Source organism: Dawidia cretensis (genome assembly GCF_018598175.1).
Classification (GTDB): Bacteria; Bacteroidota; Bacteroidia; order Cytophagales; family Cyclobacteriaceae; genus Ohtaekwangia; species Ohtaekwangia cretensis.
The window spans coordinates 24,747-44,425 of record NZ_JAHESE010000044.1 but is presented as its reverse complement, the minus strand read 5'-3'; the positions used below and the strand labels follow the sequence as shown (position 1 = coordinate 44,425).

The following is a 19,679-nucleotide window of genomic DNA, read 5'->3' as shown; positions in this document are numbered from 1 at the left end:
GTTGGTCGCCGCCGAGGGGTCCGCTTTGCAGACGGTGCACGGGCATGCCGAGCGCTTCTGATACCAGGCGGCCGGTTGTGCCGGTGGCGTAGAGCTCGCAAGTCGCCATACTTTCATGATGCGACTTCGACCATTCAATTAATTCTTTCTTCTTATTGTCGTGAGCCACAAGGGCTATGTGCTTTTTGCTCATGGAGAAAGTCAAATCCGTCTAAAAATACACATTGCAGGTTACATTCCTTCTTCTATTTTTGCCAGCCTGTTTTTGAAACGCTATGATGGAACAAGAGAATCTCAACCGCTGGGTAGAACTGATTGCAAAGGAGCTCGCGCAGCCCCTTAAAAATGTTAAAGCTGTAGGCGAATTGTTGGCCGAAGGCGCGACGATTCCATTCATTGCACGCTACCGAAAGGAATTGACGGGTAGCATGGACGAAGTGGCGATCATGAACGTCCGCGACCGCCTCGAACAACTTCGCGAGCTCGACAAACGTCGTGAGGCCGTGATCAGCTCCATCGAGAAGCAAGGTAAGCTTACGTCGGAGCTGATGTCCTCGATCGTTACCGCCGAAACCCTGGCGGAACTCGAAGATATTTACCTGCCGTATAAACCCAAGCGCAAGACTCGCGCCAGCATGGCCAAGGAGAAAGGCCTAGAGCCCCTCGCCCAGCGCCTCTTCAACCAGGAGAAGTTTAACCTGGATGAGTTTGCCGCCTCCTTTGTGGACAGCGAAAAAGGCGTAGCCGACCTGAACGAGGCACTCGACGGCGCCCGCGACATCATCGCGGAATGGGTCAGTGAAAATCCGGATACCCGTAAAAACGTCCGCGAGATCTTCTGGACCGAAGGCCAGGTGGAGTCGCACGTGCTGAAAGGCAAAGAAAACGATGGTCAGAAGTATAAGGACTATTTCGAATGGAGCGAGCCGATTTCCAAAACGCCCTCCCACCGGCTGCTGGCGATGCGCCGCGCGGAGAAAGAAGGTGTTCTTGCTCTTGATATCTATCCGCCTGAAGAGCTGGCAATCAGCTCTATGGAGCGTCAACACGTGAAAGAAGAAAACGCTGCTGCCGATCAGGTGCGGTTAGCGATTAAGGATAGCTACAAACGACTGCTGCGCCCATCGCTGGAAACGGAAGTGCGCATGGAGTCCAAGATGAAGGCGGATGAAGAAGCCATTAAGGTGTTTGCATCAAACCTCAAAGAGCTGTTGCTGCAGGCGCCGCTTGGCCAACGTAACGTATTGGCGCTCGATCCGGGCTTCCGCACAGGCTGTAAAGTGACCTGTCTCGACCGTCAGGGCAAGCTGCTCTACGACGACGTAATCTACCCGCATGAGCCTCAGCGTCAGACTGCAAAGGCGGCAGCCCTCGTCAAAGCGCTGTGCGAGCAATACGACATTGAAGCCGTCGCCATCGGCAACGGTACCGCAGGGCGTGAAACAGAAGCCTTTGTAAAAGCCATCGGCCTGCCGCACAAGGTTCTGGTGGTGATGGTGAATGAGAGCGGCGCCTCGGTGTATTCAGCATCGGAAGTAGCTCGGGAGGAATTCCCAGACAAAGACATTACTGTGCGGGGTGCCGTTTCGATCGGCCGCCGCCTGATGGACCCGCTGGCGGAACTGGTTAAGATCGACCCTAAATCGATCGGTGTGGGCCAATACCAGCACGATGTCGAGCAAACCAAGCTCAAGCAGGGACTGGATGACGTCGTGATGAGTTGCGTAAACCAGGTGGGTGTGGAAGTAAACACCGCCAGCAAGGAGCTACTCTCCTATGTATCCGGTTTGACGCCTGCGCTTGCCCGCAACATTGTCGAGTATCGTAACCAGAATGGTCCGTTTAAAGATCGCGAGTCGCTGATGAAGGTGTCGCGTTTGGGGGAAAAGGTTTTCGAGCAGGCGGCAGGCTTTCTGCGCATTCATGCTGCTGAAAACCCGCTGGATTCCAGCGCGGTACACCCAGAGAGCTATTCTATCGTCAAGCAGATGGCGGCCGACCTGGGTTGTTCCGTACGCGAGTTGATGAGCAGCGCCGAGCTACGCCGCCAGTTGGATCTTAAGAAGTATGTAACAGATAAAGTCGGTCTCCCGACCCTTAACGATATCCTTGCCGAACTTGAGAAGCCCGGACGCGACCCGCGCCAGACCTTTGAGATTTTCAGCTTTACGGAAGGTGTCAATACCATCGGCGACTTGAAGATCGGCATGACCATGCCTGGCATCGTAACGAACGTGACGAACTTCGGTGCTTTCGTCGACATCGGCGTACACCAGGATGGCCTTGTGCACATCAGCCACCTGGCCGATAAGTTTGTGAAGGATCCGAAAGAGGTTGTTACAGTGGCTCAAAAGGTAAAGGTGACCGTAGTAGAAGTGGATGCACCTCGTAAGCGGATTGGTTTGTCGATGAAGAGCGATCCATTTGCTGATCAAGGTGTGCCGGCGCAAGATGGCAGCAACAAGGGCAAACGTGACGATAAAGGGCAAGGGAAAGGGCCGCGCCGCGAAAACAATCGAGGCGAATCGAAACCACAAGAGAAAGAAGTCTCTATGGAAGAGAAGCTGGCAATGCTGGTGAGCAAGTTTAAGAAATAGTCGTCCCCTTCGCGGGGATCGTTCAAGCGCAAGCTGGTAGGTTGACCTTCTGGCTTGCGCTTTTTCATTACGTTTTTAATCCCCTTTCATTTACACTTTTTAATCTTTCTCTAATCTTTTAGTTTTACTTCACTTAATATATTTAACTTAAAGATTATCAATATATTAATAGCTATTTATTAAAGTCGTAATAAGCCTTGATTTTTATCACTCACTCATTCGCAAAGGAGTAGCCGTTGCCAAATCCGCAAACCTTTTATATTCGCATCCTCAACCGTAAATCTATGCTGCCAAACCACAATCCGACCGAGACCGCTGCATGGCAAAAGCTTGAAACGCTTTTCCTCACCATGCAGGCCACGCACATGCGCGAGCTCTTTGAAGAGGACCCGGAACGCTTTAAGAAGTTCCATTTGCAATTCGAAGACATCCTGGTTGACTACTCCAAGAACATCCTGAACGAGGAAGTGCTCAAAGAGCTTTTCAACCTGGCCAACGAGGTCGAGCTGAAGGATGCCATCGACGCCATGTTCCGTGGCGAGGCCATCAACCAAACCGAAGACCGCTCCGTTCTGCACGTGGCATTGCGTAACCGCTCAGGCAGCCCCACGATGTCGGATGACGAAGACGTCATGCCGAAGGTGAACCAGGTGCTGGCCCAGGTAAAGAAGTTCTCCGACAGCCTGCTCGGCGGTGCCTGGAAAGGATACTCCGGCAAGCCGATCACGGCCATTGTCAACATCGGCATTGGCGGTTCAGACCTCGGTCCCTATATGGTCACGGAAGCCCTCCGCCCCTACTGGACCACTGTCACGCCGCACTTCGTGTCCAACGTAGACGGCACTCATATTACGGAAGTGCTCAAGCGCGTAGATCCCGAAACGACGATCTTTATCATCGCCTCTAAAACATTCACCACACAAGAGACGATGACCAACGCTACCACGGCCAGGGATTGGTTCCTTGAAAAGACCGGTGGCAAAGGCGACGTGGCCAAACACTTTGTGGCTGTATCGACCAACGAGAAGGCTGTTACTGCGTTTGGAATCGCCCCGGAGAACATGTTTGTGTTCTGGGATTGGGTCGGTGGTCGTTACTCATTGTGGTCGTCGATCGGCTTGTCGATTGCCGCCACCATTGGCTACAACAACTTCGAGAAACTGCTTTCGGGCGCGCATGCGGTCGATAACCATTTCCGCAGCGAACCCTTTGAGAAGAACATTCCGGTGGTGCTCGCGCTCATCGGCGTTTGGTATAACAACTTCTTTGGCGCTGCATCGGAGGCGATCCTGCCTTACGACCAGTATATGCACCGTTTTGCCGCGTACTTCCAGCAGGGCAATATGGAAAGCAATGGCAAGCAAGTGGGCCGCGACGGTCAGCCGGTGACGTATCAGACAGGACCGGTGATCTGGGGCGAGCCCGGCACCAACGGTCAGCACGCTTTTTACCAGCTCATTCACCAGGGTACCAAACTTATTCCCTGCGACTTTATCGCACCGGCTGTCAGCCACAACCCGGTAGGTGATCATCACGCGAAGCTCCTCTCCAATTACTTCGCGCAGACCGAAGCCCTCATGCAGGGCAAGACCCTCGACGAGGTAAAAGCCGAGCTGAAGCAAGCTGGTATGGATGCCGAAGGCATTGCCCGCCATGCGCCTTTCCGCGTGTTCGAAGGCAACCGTCCAAGCAATAGTATACTTTTTCACAAGCTTACTCCCGAGACGCTGGGCTCCCTGCTCGCGATCTACGAGCACAAGATCTTTGTGCAAGGCGTGATCTGGAACATCTTCAGCTTCGATCAATGGGGTGTTGAATTGGGCAAGGTGTTGGCCAAGAAAATCCTTCCCGAACTGACGTCGACGGAAGAAATCACCTCGCACGATGCTTCGACGAATGGGTTAATCAACTATTTCAAACGTTTGAAATCTCTTTGATTAAATAACTGATTGTAAAACTAAACTCGTCCATTATTTTTGATGGATTTTTTCGACAAATGAGCAATAAAATTCTGAAGGTTGGAGTGTTCACATCGGGCGGCGATGCCCCCGGTATGAATGCGGCCATCCGTGCCGTGGCACGTTCATGTGCATACTATAAGCTGGAGTGTGTGGGGATTATGCGGGGTTATGAAGGTATGATCGAAGGTGATATTGCACCACTCGATGCACGCGCCGTGGGTAACATTTTACAACGGGGAGGTACTGTTCTGAAGTCTGCCCGCAGCAAAGAATTCCGTACTCCCGAGGGACGCAAGAAGGCACACGATCACTTAAAGAAGCACAACATCGATGCCCTCGTGGCCATTGGCGGCGACGGTACCTTTACCGGCCTGCACAAGTTCTACGAAGAGTATCAGGTGCCATCAATCCTTATACCCGGCACGATCGACAACGACCTCACGGGTACGGATTATACGATTGGTTACGACACCGCCACGAACACGGCTGTCGAAGCCATTGACAAAATCCGCGACACCGCCATGTCGCACAACCGGCTTTTCTTTATTGAGGTGATGGGTCGCCATTCGGGCTACATCGCTATCCACGCCGGCATTGCCGGCGGTGCCGCCTCGGTGGTCATTCCCGAAGAAACCATGTCGTTCGAAGATCTGTATAAAATCCTGGGCGAAGGCGAAGACACCAGCAAGAAGTCAAATCTTGTTGTTGTAGCAGAAGGCTCGAAGATCGGCGATGCGCACGCCCTCGCCAAGAAGGTAGCCGAGCGTTCTTCTTACTTCGATATAAAAGTGACTGTACTGGGGCACCTGCAGCGCGGAGGCTCTCCTACTTACTTCGATCGCGTGCTCGCGAGCCGCATGGGCGTGGCTGCTATAGAGGGCCTGCTGAACGGCGAGAACGGCGTGATGGTCGGCATCAAGGACAATAACATGGTATACAGCTCTTTTGAGAGTGTTATTGGAAAACACCATGAGATCGACGCCGAGTCGATGCGTATCGCAAAGATCCTTTCTATCTGATAAAAACCAACCAATCTACCAAACCAATCCAAACCAATCAGTAACCCAAATTTTATCTATGAAAGAATTAACCATTGGTATTGACATCGGGGGCACGAACACAAAGTATGGCATTGTCGACCGCGATGGTAATGTTGTTTTTCAGGGCAGCATTTCTACAGCTGAGTACGAGGAGTTTCGCGACTACTTCAATGGACTTGCCATTGCCTTGCGCAAGGCAACCGAAAGCATACCGTTTGCTCACAAGATCATCGGTGTTGGTGTAGGGGCCGCGAACGGCAACTATTACAAAGGCACAATCGAGCGGGCGACCAACCTCAAGTGGAAAGGCATCATTCCCCTGGCGGACATGTTCAAGGAAGAGTTCGGCATTCCAGCTATCATTACCAACGATGCCAACGCGGCAGCTGTTGGCGAAATGGTCTACGGTGCTGCGAAAGGCATGAAGGACTTTGTCGTGATCACCCTGGGCACTGGTCTGGGCAGCGGCTTTGTCTGCAACGGCATTCTCCTGAATGGTAAGCATGGTATCGCCGGTGAAGTAGGCCACACGTCGGTAAACCCGGCCGGCCGTTTTTGTAATTGCGGTAAGCGCGGCTGTCTGGAGACGTATGTCTCGGCCACCGGCATTAAACGTACCGTTTACAAGCTCCTGGCTGACCACCTTGAGCCCAGCGAATTGCGCGGCATCAGCTTCGACAATCTTACGACCAAGATGATTACCGAGTCGGCCGTACGCGGCGATGTAGTGGCCCTGGCAGCGTTCGAATATACCGGGCGCATCCTGGGTATGAAACTCGCGGAAACCGTGGTGCATACCGATCCGGAAGCGATCTTCCTGTTTGGTGGCTTGTCACTGGCCGGCGACCTGATCTTCAAGCCGACGATCAAACACATGGAGGCTAACCTCATGCCGCTGTTCCGTGGCAAAGTGAAGGTTCTCCCCTCCGGCCTCCAAAACCAGGCCGCGCCGATCATCGGTGCCAGCAGTCTGGTATGGAACTATCTCGATAACAATAAGACACAGCTCCAGGAAGAAGTGTACTAACCAAACACACCTTATGCCGAGTAGCGACTTAAAGCCTCATGATCATCATGAGGCTTTTTTATTGCCGGGCCCACCATTAAGCGACAGGCGGGCTACTGTACCTTCACACCAAGATTATCCCCTAAGGCGTTGAACTGGCCGATCCAGTTGTCCGAGCGTTGTTCGTTGGCTTGTTGCTGAGTGATCTCGAAATACAGGTTCTGAGTCTTGTACAGGTTGGGGTTGATGCGGAAGTTGCGCAGCAGCGGAAACAGGCGATTAAGGCGCTCGATACGCCGTGAACTCCGTTCTCCTTCGCCGCTGATCCGTTTCAATTCCTTGAAGATGCTTTCACCAGCCAGGCGTTCTACTTTCTCGCGGTCGTCAATGTTCAGCTTCCACTTGACCAATTCGCTCAGGATGCGCTCCACCTCGCGGATGTTGATCTTGTCGGTCAGGAAGCAACGTACCAGGTCGGCGTTGAGAATATATTCAAACGTGGTGCGGTAGGCGTTCGGAATGGGCGTATCATTCTTCGCCAGCGCATTTACCAGCGGATAGTCCCGGTTGTAGATACGCCGCAGCGATGCTTCCAGGTCGTTCATGCTCTGCTCGGTAATGAGATTGAACACCTTGCGCTTTTCATCCTGGAAAAGCTGCCAGATGGTATATTTTTCGGAGCCAAAATACATCTGCATGAAGCCGATGACATCGCCCAGGCGCCCTTCTTCGAACGCGTTCACGATCCGTCCTTGCATGCCGGCAAATTTCTCTTCCTCCATGTCGAGCGAAATATTGCCGATGATATTGTGCTTGCCCATGTAGAGCACGGCAAACGAGAACTTCTTTTCCGACCGTGTTACATTGGAACGTATCTGCGTCACGCCAAGCGCCAGGCGCTGCTCACCGGCCTCCTTGCGGATAAAGATTTCATTGCGCGTGTTGTAGTTAAAGATTGGGAACGATTCGGGATCCTCTTCGAAGATCGACGCCACGGCATAATGCACGCCCACCCGTTGCAGGTTGGTTTTGGCCGGCAAGACATACTTGCGATATATAATGGCGCCGTTGTCCAGCACTGGCACATTGCTCGGCGCCAGTTCCAGGCGTTTCATAAATTCCTCCTCCAGCTTCACGTCGCTGATCTGACTTACCAGCTGCATGGCGCGGCATGCGTATTGCATTATCTGTGTGGTCTCAATGCCTGAGATTTCGTCAAAGAACCAGCCGCAACTGGTATACATTAGCTGCGCATTCCGCTGAATCTCCATCAGACGTAAGACCAGGTTCATCTCCACCTGCCGGGTACAGTGCGTGGCCATAAACTTACGAATGGTATCATCCGTGCGATCAAGGATCACGTTGATATATTCGTCGCGTGCCTTCCAGGGATCTTTAAAAATGGACGACGCCTCCCGCTCATAAATTACTACCAGCTCATCGCGCAGCCAATCCAACGCTTCACGCAACGGCTTTCGCCAACGCTGATGCCAGCCCGGGTTACCGCCCGAATGGCAGCCGCAGTTGTTGCGCCAGCGCTCTATACCGTGCACGCAGCTCCAAGAGCTGTTCTCATGAATCTCCGCTTCATAGGCCGGCGGGAATTTGGCCAGGTATTCTGCATAGTTAGTCAACCTGCACGTTGCGTCGCGATCGATATTGTCAAGGCAAAAGGCCAACGCCATATCACCATGTTTGTGATGATGACCATAGGTTTCGCCGTCAGTCGCAATGTGTACCAATTGGGGCTCGTCACTCTCGGCGTCAAACGATGCCTGCAGATGGCCACAAAATTTAGCGCCATCGTTCAGCAAACCACTAAATGCAACTCCCTGGGCAATGCGCCCGTCATAGAAAAATAGTGTAATGGTTTTTCCCGACGGCAACCGGCACAGATACGGTCGGCGTGTATCAACACTTTCCGTCGTTACACCCGTCCACAGCAAATCGTCGAGCTTGCGGATCGACTTTGCTTGCCGCGGCGCCAGTATGGTAAATGCAATGCCGTACTTGGCCAGAAGCTCCAGCGATTCGGTGTCCACGGCAGTCTCCGCCAGCCACATGCCTTCGGGCATACGATTAAATCGATGCACGAAATCACGGATGCCCCACGCGATCTGGGTTTCTTTGTCGCGGCGATTGGCGAGTGGCAGGATGATGTGATTATATACCTGGGCAACGGCAGAGCCATGCCCGCTAAAATTCTTAACGCTCTCGCGGTCAGCTTCGAGAATGGCCGCATAGGTTACCGGGTCGTACGCCTCCATCCAGGACAACAGCGTCGGGCCGAAGTTGAAACTGATGCGCGAATAGTTGTTGATGATATTTTTAATCACCCCTTTTTCATTCAGAATGCGCGAGGCTGTATTGGGCCCATAGCATTCCGCCGAGATGCGCTCGTTCCAGTCGTGGTAGGGATGTGCCGAGTCCTGTACTTCAATTACTTCCAGCCATGCGTTCTCGCGCGGCGGTTGATAGAAGTGTCCGTGAATACAGATATAGCGCTCGGCAGGTGTCTTTACTTCTTCTTCCTCCATGGTCTTTTCCTCCGATGATCATTAGCTGCCCAGCCCGAACCCTTGTTCTTGTTTCACGAGTTTCCAGACCGTGATGCCGAGCGGAGGCAAAGTTAACGAAATCGAATTATCATAGCCATGGTATTTCACCGGCGAAGTCGACGCAATACCTTCGTTTCGTACACCGCTGCCGGCGTACTCGGTTGCATCCGACGTAAAAATTTCTTGCCATTGTCCGCGATAGGGCACGCCTAACCGGTACTGATAGCGTACTTCGGGTGTAAAGTTGCAGGCAACCAGTAATAATTCCTCCTTGCTATCACCTATGCGTAAGTATGCCATCACGCTATTGTCGCGGTCGCCATAATCCAGCCAGCGAAAGCCCTTGGCTTCGAATGCGTGGCGGTATAATGCCGGCTCTGACTTATAGAGTTTATTGAGGTCGCGTAGAAGTTGCTGCACGCCCGCGTGTAGCGGATATTGCAGCAAGTGCCAGTCCAGGCTGCGTTCATGATTCCACTCCGCCGACTGTGCTATTTCAGCACCCATAAAGAGCAACTTGGTGCCCGGGTGCGTAAACATATAGCTATATAGCAGGCGCAGGTTTGCAAACTTCCTCCATTCATCGCCCGGCATTTTTCCCAGCAACGAGCCTTTGCCATGCACCACCTCGTCGTGCGAAAGCGGCAGCATGAAATTCTCGGTGAACGCATACATAATGCTAAAGGTAATTGCGTTCTGATGATGCTTACGGTGTACGGGATCCAGTTGGAAGTAATTCAACGAGTCGTGCATCCAGCCCATCATCCACTTCTGCCCAAAACCGAGGCCACCAATGAACGTGGGGCGCGACACGCCCGTCCACGATGTCGACTCTTCTGCAATCGTGATCGCATCCGGGAAACTACTATACACAACCTCATTCATTTCTTTGAGGAATGTGATCGCCTCCAGATTCTCATTGCTGCCATACTGGTTGGGAATCCACTCCCCCGCCTTGCGCGAATAGTCCAGGTATAACATCGAGGCCACAGCGTCGACGCGCAGACCGTCAATATGAAACTCATCAAGCCAGAAAAGTGCGTTGCTGATCAGAAACGAACGAACTTCGTTACGGCCATAATTATAGATATAGCTCTGCCAGTCCGGATGAAATCCCTTCCGGGGATCGGCATGCTCGTACAGGTGCGTACCGTCGAATTCATACAGACCGTGCGCATCGCCGGGGAAGTGTGACGGCACCCAGTCGAGGATGACGCCAATGCCCGCCTGGTGAAAACGATCGATCATGTACTTGAAGTCTTCGGGCGTACCGTACCGGCTTGTCGGCGCAAAATAGCCCGTCAGTTGGTAGCCCCACGAACCGTAGAAGGGGTGCTCCATCAACGGCAGAAATTCGATATGTGTAAAACCCATATCCGCGACATACGCTACGAGCTGGTCGGCGGCTTCGACATACGACAGCGACCGGTTCTCTTCTACCGTTCGGCGCCACGAACCGAGGTGGACCTCGTAAACGGAATAGGGCTGCGGTTGGCCTTCCAGTTTTTTGCGGGCTTGCAACCATTCCGCGTCCTTCCATTCGTAGGATTCATCCCACACCACCGACGCGGTGCGAGGCGGTGTTTCAAAAAACCTTCCGAAGGGATCCGCCTTTTCCAGGGCCTGGCCCGTAACGGATTGAATGGCATATTTGTACGCTTCGCCATGCTGAATACCCGGGTGAAAGCCTTCCCAGATGCCGGAGCCATCCCATCGCGGCGACAGCGGGTGTGATTTGCCTTTCCAATGGTTAAAGTTGCCGATTACGGACACTTCTACGGCATTGGGAGCCCATACAGCAAAATAGGTGCCTTTCTGACCATCAAAGGCGGCTGGGTGCGCACCCAGCTTTTCGTACAGTTTGAAGTGTTTGCCCGTGTTAAACAGGTGAATATCGAAATCTGTCAACAGGGTGAAAAACTCTTCCGTGCCCTGATTCTTTTGAATTGCGTGTTTGGCCATTATGGGGTTGCTTAAAAGGGTGCAAAGACAGCCCGAAAAGAGCGTGCCAACCACCCGGTAATCACTTTTTCTTGCGTTCGTCCTTTTCCTCTTGGAAACGCTTCATGATGTAATAGATACCCCGCAGGGGGATAATTGTCCAGTCGGGCCGCCCATTCAGCTCATATCCCAGTTCGTAAATGGCCTTCTCTAACAGGAAAGTGCGTAGTAAAACGTCGTACTCCGGCGTCAGTACATTGCCCATGCCCATACGCTCCATGTACGCGCCCAGGTAGTAGCGCGCCACATAGTGCTGCCACTGCTCTGCCCATGACTCCAGGAAATCAAGGTCTCGATCGCGGTAGTTTTCGTTCAACAGGATTTTACCAAACGCCGCGTAGTGGATCGAGCGCATCATACCGGCCACATCTTTCAACGGACTGCGCTTCAACCGGCGCTCACTAAAGGCCAATCCCGGCTCTCCTTCGAAGTCGATGATCACAAAGTCCTTACCGGTAAAGAGCACTTGCCCCAGGTGATAATCGCCATGAATACGGGTGCGTACCGCGCTGATCTTCACCTGGTATATCTCACTAAAGCACTCCAGCACCTGATCTTCCAGCGCCAACACCTTGCGCGCAATGTCTTGTGCTTCGGCCGGCAGCCTGGTCAGCGTGCTCTCCAGCAGACTAAACTGGTCGCGCACCATTTTGCGCATAGACGAATAGATAGAGCGTTGGTAGTTGCTGGTGAAGCTCTCCGGTGTGAAGGCCGGGTTCGAGACATCGGATGCCAGGGCCAGGTGCATTTCCGCCGTACGCTGCCCCAGGCGTACCATCCGCTCGTAGAAACCACGCCCTATAAACTCCTGGATGATCTCCGGCGACTCCTCAAACTTGATGGCCGACTTGCTCAACAGCTTCGGCAGTTTCATACCCTTACCCTTCGCCATGACGCGCTCAAAGAAGCGCCCGACGGAGTCCATCGACATGGTCCATGCCTCGCCCTGGTTCTCTACCTTTTCCTGTAAAAGTCCGAATACGATGGTCTTACCCTCTGCATCGTGGTATTCAATGCTGCCCGCATATTTGGGACTATTCTGGAACGACGTGTGCTCTGACAGAAAGCGAACAACCTCTAAATCGGGGTTGATCTCCTTCTCGAGCTTGCGGTAGAATTTAAAGAAGTACTTATCATTATAAATGATCGCCGTATTGCTCTGATCCGCCTTCAGGATTTTCGAGTCAACCTGGCGGTTTTTATCTAACCGGGCAAATACACTGGAACAAAATTCCAACTCACCACCACTGTCGTCACGCAGATGCAATTCTTTCTCCATGCCGGTAAACAGGAAGTCGCGGAATACTTTATCATAGCTGCTATCCATGATAAAGCCCGCTTTGCCTTGTATCTCGGCGCGGCACACTACACTCTGCACGGTGTACTCCACGCGCTCCAGGATATTGTCCGACGGCACAAACGTCAACGGCAGGAAGTATAGCTCCGGCAGTCGCTGCACATAATGCACTTCCAGAATGGTGAGGTAGTGTGTGTCGCCCTCTACTTTCAAGGGGATCGTTTTATGAATCCCGATCTTATTCAACACCTTGGCCTTACCACCAAACCACCGGCACTTCTTCATGAACGGCGGCAAGATCTTACGCTCCAGGTTGCGCACTTCGTTGTAATTGTCAAGAAGACGTTCCCACGAGATGTCCGTACGCACCAGCGGCAGCTCACCGCTTGCGTCGGCTTTTTCTTTTTTCTCCGCCGCGTCCGCCTGGAACCAGAAATAGCCGTACGGGCCGATCGTAATGGGGTAGTCGCCCTCGCCTACGTTCATAAAACGGTTCTGGCTAAACGCCTCGGTCATATCACAATCGCGGTACTCTGACAGGTTCAGCGTCGTGGCCTGCGAGAACTGCGACAGGTTCGCTACTACAATGACCCGCTGTTTATCGTACGTGCGTGCAAAGGCCAACACTTTTGCATTGCTGCTATCAATAAACTTCATTTCTCCCCGCCCGAAAATATTCAGGCGTTTGCGCATCGCCATGACGTGTTTTAGCCACCACAACAATGACGACGGGCTTTCCTCCTGCGTCGAGACATTGACCGATTCATATCGATAGACCGGGTCGGTAATAATGGGCAAAAACAGCCGTTGTGGGTTCGCTGTTGAAAACCCCGCATTGAGGTTCATATTCCACTGCATGGGGGTCCGCACCCCATAGCGATCGCCCAGGTAAATGTTGTCGCCCATGCCGATCTCGTCACCGTAATAGATCACGGGCGTACCGGGCAGGGAAAACATGATGGTATACAGCAGCTCGATCTTGCGGCGATCGTTGTTCAGCATCGGCGCCAGCCGGCGGCGGATGCCCGTATTGACCTTCGAGCTGGCATCGCTCGCATAGGCTTTTAACAAATAGTCTTTCTCCTCCTCTGTCACCATCTCCAACCCCAGCTCGTCATGGTTGCGCAGGAAGATTACCCACTGGCAGTTTGACGGCGTATCGGGCGTCTGATCAATGATGTCGACTATGGGGTAGCTGTCTTCCGTACGCAACGCCAGAAACATGCGCGGCATCAGCGGGAAGTTGAAGTTCATGTGACATTCGTCGCCGTCGCCGAAATACGTAGCGGCATCTTCCGGCCACAGGTTGGCTTCGGCAATGAGGACTTTGTCTTTATAGTTCTTATCGATGTGTGCGCGCAGCTTTTTCAAAAAGACGTGTGTCTGCGGCATGTTTTCGCTGTTGGTTCCCTCCTCCTCATACAAGAACGCTACCGAGCCCAACCGGAAACCATCTACGCCCAGTTTCATCCAGAAGTCGACGACCTTGATCATCTCCATCTGCACTTCGGCATTTTCGTAATTCAGCTCGGGTTGATGGCGGTAGAAACGATGCCAATAGTAGCCGCGTGCTTCGGTGTCCCAGGTCCAGTTGGAAACTTCGGCATCGGTAAAGATCACCCGTGCCTCTTTGTATTTATCCGGGCTGTCGCTCCACACATACAGGTCGCGGTACCGGGAACCGGTACGCGCCTTGCGCGAGCGTTTGAACCAGGGATGTTGATCGGAAGTATGATTCAGAATGAGCTCAATGATTACCCGGATGCCGCGACGATGCGCTTCCTTGAGAAAAAGCTTGAAGTCAGCCAATGTGCCGTAGTCAGGGTGCACATCGGTGTGGTCGGTCACATCGAAGCCGTCGTCCTTGAGCGGCGACGGGTAGAACGGCAGCAGCCACAAGGTGTTAATGCCAAGGTCCTCCAGATAGTCCAGGCGTTGGATCAGTCCTGGAAAGTCGCCAATACCGTCGCCATTGCTGTCGTAGAAGGCGCGTACAGAAACTTCGTAGAAGATGGCGTCTTTAAACCACAGCGGTTCTCCGGCTTTTACGGGCGTACTCATTGATAGGATTCGTGGATGGCTAAGTGAAATAAATGGAAGGGAATTTTATGTGGGTCGATGCCTACATAGTTCCACTCCTGCGTCCAGGTATAATGCTCGCCCGTCATCAGGTCGTGCAGCTTGATGTTGATATGGTCGCCAAGTCCCAGCAACGCCTTGGGCAATTGTACATATCCGGTTTGCGTGGCATGCGGGTCGAGGTTGACGACTACCAGCACAATGTCGCGCAAGTCTTCGGTCGCTTTGACGTACGCCAGCAGGTATTGGTTCTCGACCGGGCAGAAATGCAGGTTCCAGGTTGTCTGTAGTGCCGGGTGCTCTTTGCGGGCTTTGTTCAGGACGGTGATGATATCGGTCATACGATTGGTCTTGTTCCAGTCGTATTGTTTGATCTCGTACTTCTCCGAATTGTAATACTCCTCTCTTCCCTCCACCGGCTGGTTCTCATAGAACTCATATACCGGACCATACATGCCATAATTGGACGACAGCGTCGCGGCCAGCGCCAGGCGAAGGATAAAGATATTCTCGCCCTGGTGTTGCAGGTGCCACGGCAGGATGTCGGGTGTATTGGGCCAGAAGTTGGGCCGGAAGTATTGGCGTGACGGTCCGTGTACCAGCTCATTCATGTATTCGATGATCTCTTGCTTACCCACCCGCCAGGTGAAGTAGGTATACGACTGCGTAAACCCTGCCTTGGCCAGCGACGCCATCACCTTCGGCCGTGTAAATGCCTCAGACAAGAACGTGATGCCGGGGTATTGTTTATTTACCTCGCCAATCGCCCATTGCCAGAAGCGAATGGGCTTGGTGTGCGGGTTGTCCACGCGAAAGATCTGCACGCCCTGGTCGATCCAGTACGTGATGACAGATTTCAATTCTTCCCACAAGGCCACCCAGTCTTCCGTTTCGAAGTTGAAGGGGTATATATCCTGGTATTTCTTCGGCGGGTTCTCCGCATACTGAATCGAACCATCCGGGCGCTGTTTAAACCACTGAGGATTTTCTTTTACATACGGATGATCCGGCGCGCATTGAAAGGCCAGGTCGAGCGCAATGTCAATGCCCAGCTTATGCGCCTCTTTGATCAGCGTACGATAGTCTTCCAGCGTGCCCAATGGCGAGTGTACTGCCTTGTGTCCTCCTTCATCGCTGCCAATGGCCCACGGAGAGCCGGGCTCGCCGGGCTGAGCGGTCGTCGCGTTGTTCTTGCCCTTCCGGTTGACCTTGCCGATCGGATGTATCGGCGGCAGATACAGTACGTCAAAGCCCATCGCGGCCACGCGCGGCAGCAGGCGTACTACATCGTTGAATGTGCCGTGATGGATGCCGTCGCCCGCGGAACGCGGGAACAGCTCATACCAGGTGCTATAGCTTGCTTTCGGATGCTCTACCACGACCGGCAGCACCTGTTGGTAGAGCGTTTCAAAGGCCACCAGCGGATAGTGTTGGACGATACGCGCAAAAGCGTCGCCCATGGCGTGCTCAATAGCTTGTTCATACGGCAATGCCAGTTGCGCGGCAGCTTGTTTAACTTCGTACGGGTTCTCGACCAACAGCGAGCCGAGCATCTGTGCCCCTTCCTGCAGCTCGAGCGTAACATCTACGCGCGCGGCCACCTTTTTGCGGAAGCCATCGTACCAGGTCTCGAGGTGATCTACCCACGCTACCACGGTAAACACGTGCAGGCCCTGTTGGCGCACGGTGAAGGCGGCATGCCAGCTATCGTTGCCGGTGTGCACCATCTCGACGGTTTGCCAGGATTCTTCCGCGTCCATGCGGTGCCATACCTGCGCGCGAATGTGATCGTGACCGTCGCCAAAGATATCAGCGGTAACGTCTACACGCTCTCCCGGCGTGCGTTTAGCCGGGTAACGGCCGCCGTCTACCTGGGGCTGTACATTTTCAATGATAACACGCGCCTGCCCGTTTTGCTCTGTTGGAGGCAAGTGTTGGGCTGTCGGAATATTGGCGGGGACTTTCTTCGTACGCATGGCTACTTGATTTTAAAAATATAGGCACTAAACGGCTTTAACGTGAGCGCAAATTTGCCGGTCTCGTCAATGCCCACTTCCGTTTCGTGCCACAGCATATCGCGGGCTATATAGCCCTTCGCGGGGTCAAGGCCCATCTTTGTAAAGGCCTCGGCCGGTATCTGTATCGTGGCGGGCATAGGCGCGGCCGCGTTAAAGCTGGTAATGATCAATAAACGTTCCTCGGCGGCAAACCGCAGAAAGGCGTGCACGTTGGTGCCAAAATTCCCCGCCGTGACATTGGCGCCCGTGATGTCGAGATATTCCCCCGCATACAACGCCGGGCTGCGTCCCGCCAGGTTGAGCAAGTCGGTATATAGCCGGTGCAATTGCTTCTGCTCGGGCGAAAGCAGGCCGCCATCAAACAGACCACCGTTCATCCATTTCTGATGCTCGGGCACACCCCAATAGTCAAAGATCGTCGTGCGGCCATCCTCGCCCTGAAATCCTTCTGCACCCAGTGCCGGTTCGCCACTCTCCTGGCCAAAATAGATCATGATCGGTCCTTTGTCAATCGTTGCGCTTACCACCATGGCAGGAATGGCACGCCAGGGGTCGCCGGCAAAAAACCGGGAGGCCGCGCGTTGCTCGTCGTGGTTCTCGATAAAGTGCAGCATGTGGTGGTTGATCCCGTTCAGGCGCGCCTGCACATTGGCAATCTCGGCGGTGCTGCGGTCAGGCGCAGTCGTCAACGCCCGCAGTGTATCGTATAACAATACCTTGTCGTAGAGGAAGTCGAACTTACCTGTCTCGATATAGCCCTGGTACTGATCGGGATTGTAGATCTCTGCTATGAACAGGATCCCGGGGCGCAATGCCTTCACCTGCGGTATGACCCAGGCCCAGAATTCCACGGGCACCATTTCTGCCATGTCGCAGCGGAAGCCGTCTACATTCTTGCCCGCCCAGAACACCAGGATGTCGCGCATCTTGTTCCACGTATCGGGCACAGGCTCGAAGTGTTTGCTTTTCCCCTGCTGAATGTCTACACCGTAGTTGAGCTTTACCGTCTCGAACCATTCGTTCGCACCGGGGTGTGCCGTGAACTGATCGTTTCCCGTAACCTTGGCAGGTGTCTCTTCGAACTTACCGTCGAGGGTCGGGAATGTATTTTTGCCCAGCGGCGTATAGCCATCGGGTACCTGGAACGACTGCCCCGGCAGATAATAAAAGTTATTGCTGGGGCTAAAGACCACGGTCTTGTCATCGTCTGCACCAAGGTCTTTTATTCCGGCAGGCTTCACGTCCGAATGATAGGCCCGGGCCACGTGGTTGGGCACAAAGTCAATGACCACCTGCAGGCCGTGCCGGTGTGTACGCGCAACGAGCTCTTCAAACTCCTGCATGCGTTTAGTCACGTCAGTCGCCAGGTCGGGATTGACATCGTAATAGTCTTTGATGGCATAGGGTGAGCCGGCACGACCCTTTACGACGTCGGCATCGTCGAGGGGAATGCCGAAGCGGGTATAGTCGGTGAGCACCGCGTGCTCAATGACACCGGTATACCACACGTGCGTAATGCCCAGCTGTTGAAAGGCTGTCAGCGCGGCATCATTGATATCGGCAAACTTGCCGGTACCATTTTCTTCCATCGTGCCGAAGGGAGTGTTGGCGGTTTGTTTGTTGCCAAACAGGCGGGGTAATAATTGGTATAAAATAACCTTTCCGGAAGCTTCTTCCATGGGCATGGCGGGTGGGATTTTCTCTTTCGGCGTTGTGCAGCACACCAGCGCCAAACAAGCCGTTACAAGGTACAGTAAAACCATTCTCATACGACTGGAAGATAGAAAGAAAAATCGTATGGAAACTAATCTTACGCCGCCGTCCTGCGGCGCGACACCATCAGGTGGAAGACTACTACGATCACGCAGATCATCAGTCCGAGGAACTCGCGCGCCTCCTCGATGTACAGGTGCTCCATCTTGGCAACATTGTCAAAGAGCGCCGAGTGCTCCGGTTGGTCCCACCATTCGCGCACGCCCGGTACATAGATGATGCTATACGCCAGCATGGCTACCAATACCACCCAAAGCGCCTTGCGCGGGTAAAACGAAAACATGGCCATGACGCAAAACACCGCCATCACCCCGTAGACCAGGATCCAAAGAACAGGGTCAGGATCATTGACTTGCAGAAAAGCAAATATCAGAAACATCACCGCCAGCACGAAGTTGAGAATACGCATACGAAGAATACAGTTTACACTACATAAATAAACAAAAGATGCCGGACATAACATGCCCGGCATCTCCTTGTCAACAAAACAAACTTACAAGATCGTCTTCAGGTATTTAGCACTCGAGGCAGCACTATCGATCGGTGCACCGGGATACGACTCCTGTTCAACATAATAGTATTGCAGACCTGACACTTTTGCCTTATTGAAGATCGCTTTCCAATCAATGGAACCGGTACCTACGTCAGCATTTTTGTTGCGGTCTGTCTTATCCATGTCCTTCACATGCCATTGCTCGAACCGGCCCGGGTACTTTTCAAAATACTGAATCGGATCGTAGCCTGCGTTCACTACCCAGTAGATGTCCATTTCCATGCTCACTTTCTTAGGGTCGAGCTCTTTCAACATCAGGTCGTAGGGCACCTGGCCGTCGATCTTGTCGAATTCAAACGCGTGGTTGTGGTAACCGAAGCGTATACCCGACTGGTTGCAAACTTCGCCGGCGGCGTTGAGGTCCGCGATGATGCGTTTGTAATCGTCCAGCGTCTGGCGCTGCTCTTCAGCGATATAGGGCACAACCATGTATTTCTGGCCGTTCTTTTTGGCGTCTTCTACGGCTTTCTTCCACGTGTCTCCTTTGATCAGGTCGAGGCCATAGTGACCGCTGGTCACCTGCATGCCCAACCCTTTTACAAAGGTGTTGAATTCGGCGTAGGCCATGCCAAAGATCTGGCCGTCTTTGTAGCTATACGCCTCCAGCTCCTTGTAACCAAAGCTGGCCACGCGGGTTAGTACGCCTTTCGGATCTTTACCAATGGTGTCGCGCAGGGTGTAGAGCTGAAGCCCTACGCCTTTCTGGCGTTTTCCAGCTGCGGCGATAGCCGGCAGTGCCAGCAAGCTGGCAGCGGCGAACGTCGCAGTCTGTACAAATTCTCTTCTTTTCATGGCT

The 19,679-nt window shown here is 53.2% G+C and carries 12 protein-coding genes; 4 read left to right on the top strand and 8 right to left on the bottom strand.

Going from position 1 to position 19,679, the window contains the following annotated elements:
• Window positions 1-193 (bottom strand): methylglyoxal synthase (locus KK062_RS26985; protein ID WP_254087499.1); only part of this gene is annotated, 193 nt, incomplete at its 3' end.
• 82 nt (window positions 194-275) lie between these two features.
• Between KK062_RS26985 and KK062_RS26980 the strand changes: the two genes are divergently transcribed.
• From KK062_RS26980 to KK062_RS26965, 4 genes are all read left to right on the top strand, one after another.
• Window positions 276-2,597 (top strand): Tex family protein, encoded by a 2,322-nt coding sequence (locus KK062_RS26980; RefSeq protein ID WP_254087498.1) that lies wholly within the window; start codon window positions 276-278, stop codon window positions 2,595-2,597.
• 284 nt (window positions 2,598-2,881) lie between these two features.
• The gene (gene pgi, locus KK062_RS26975) at window positions 2,882-4,534 is read left to right on the top strand and encodes a glucose-6-phosphate isomerase (protein WP_254087497.1); all 1,653 of its coding nucleotides are present in this window, start codon (window positions 2,882-2,884) and stop codon (window positions 4,532-4,534) included.
• A 59-nt stretch (window positions 4,535-4,593) separates the two neighbouring features.
• Window positions 4,594-5,577 (top strand): 6-phosphofructokinase, encoded by a 984-nt coding sequence (gene pfkA, locus KK062_RS26970; RefSeq protein ID WP_254087496.1) that lies wholly within the window; start codon window positions 4,594-4,596, stop codon window positions 5,575-5,577.
• 58 nt (window positions 5,578-5,635) lie between these two features.
• Complete coding sequence (locus tag KK062_RS26965; protein WP_254087495.1) at window positions 5,636-6,625, top strand: ROK family protein; 990 nt, start codon at window positions 5,636-5,638, stop codon at window positions 6,623-6,625.
• A gap of 92 nt (window positions 6,626-6,717) precedes the next feature.
• On the opposite strand, the gene KK062_RS26960 is transcribed toward KK062_RS26965, so the two are convergent.
• From KK062_RS26960 to KK062_RS26930, 7 genes are all read right to left on the bottom strand, one after another.
• A complete protein-coding gene (locus tag KK062_RS26960) occupies window positions 6,718-9,141 on the bottom strand; it encodes a DUF3536 domain-containing protein (protein ID WP_254087494.1) in 2,424 nt (807 codons plus the stop codon).
• Between the two features lie 21 nt (window positions 9,142-9,162).
• Entirely contained in the window at window positions 9,163-11,124 is a 1,962-nt protein-coding gene (glgB, locus tag KK062_RS26955) for a 1,4-alpha-glucan branching protein GlgB (protein WP_254087493.1), read from the bottom strand.
• Window positions 11,125-11,185: 61 nt separating this feature from the next.
• Complete coding sequence (treS, locus tag KK062_RS26950; RefSeq protein ID WP_254087492.1) at window positions 11,186-14,521, bottom strand: maltose alpha-D-glucosyltransferase; 3,336 nt, start codon at window positions 14,519-14,521, stop codon at window positions 11,186-11,188.
• Window positions 14,518-16,515: an alpha-1,4-glucan--maltose-1-phosphate maltosyltransferase gene (locus KK062_RS26945; RefSeq protein ID WP_254087491.1), complete on the bottom strand. Its 1,998-nt coding sequence runs from the start codon at window positions 16,513-16,515 to the stop codon at window positions 14,518-14,520. The genes treS and KK062_RS26945 overlap by 4 nt, the downstream gene beginning before the upstream one ends.
• 2 nt (window positions 16,516-16,517) lie before the next feature.
• A complete protein-coding gene (locus KK062_RS26940; protein ID WP_254087490.1) occupies window positions 16,518-18,326 on the bottom strand; it encodes an alpha-amylase family glycosyl hydrolase in 1,809 nt (602 codons plus the stop codon).
• A 41-nt stretch (window positions 18,327-18,367) separates the two neighbouring features.
• The gene (locus KK062_RS26935; protein WP_254087489.1) at window positions 18,368-18,739 is read right to left on the bottom strand and encodes a transmembrane 220 family protein; all 372 of its coding nucleotides are present in this window, start codon (window positions 18,737-18,739) and stop codon (window positions 18,368-18,370) included.
• 84 nt (window positions 18,740-18,823) lie between these two features.
• Complete coding sequence (locus KK062_RS26930; RefSeq protein WP_254087488.1) at window positions 18,824-19,675, bottom strand: sugar phosphate isomerase/epimerase family protein; 852 nt, start codon at window positions 19,673-19,675, stop codon at window positions 18,824-18,826.
• Between the last annotated feature and the right edge of the window lie 4 nt (window positions 19,676-19,679).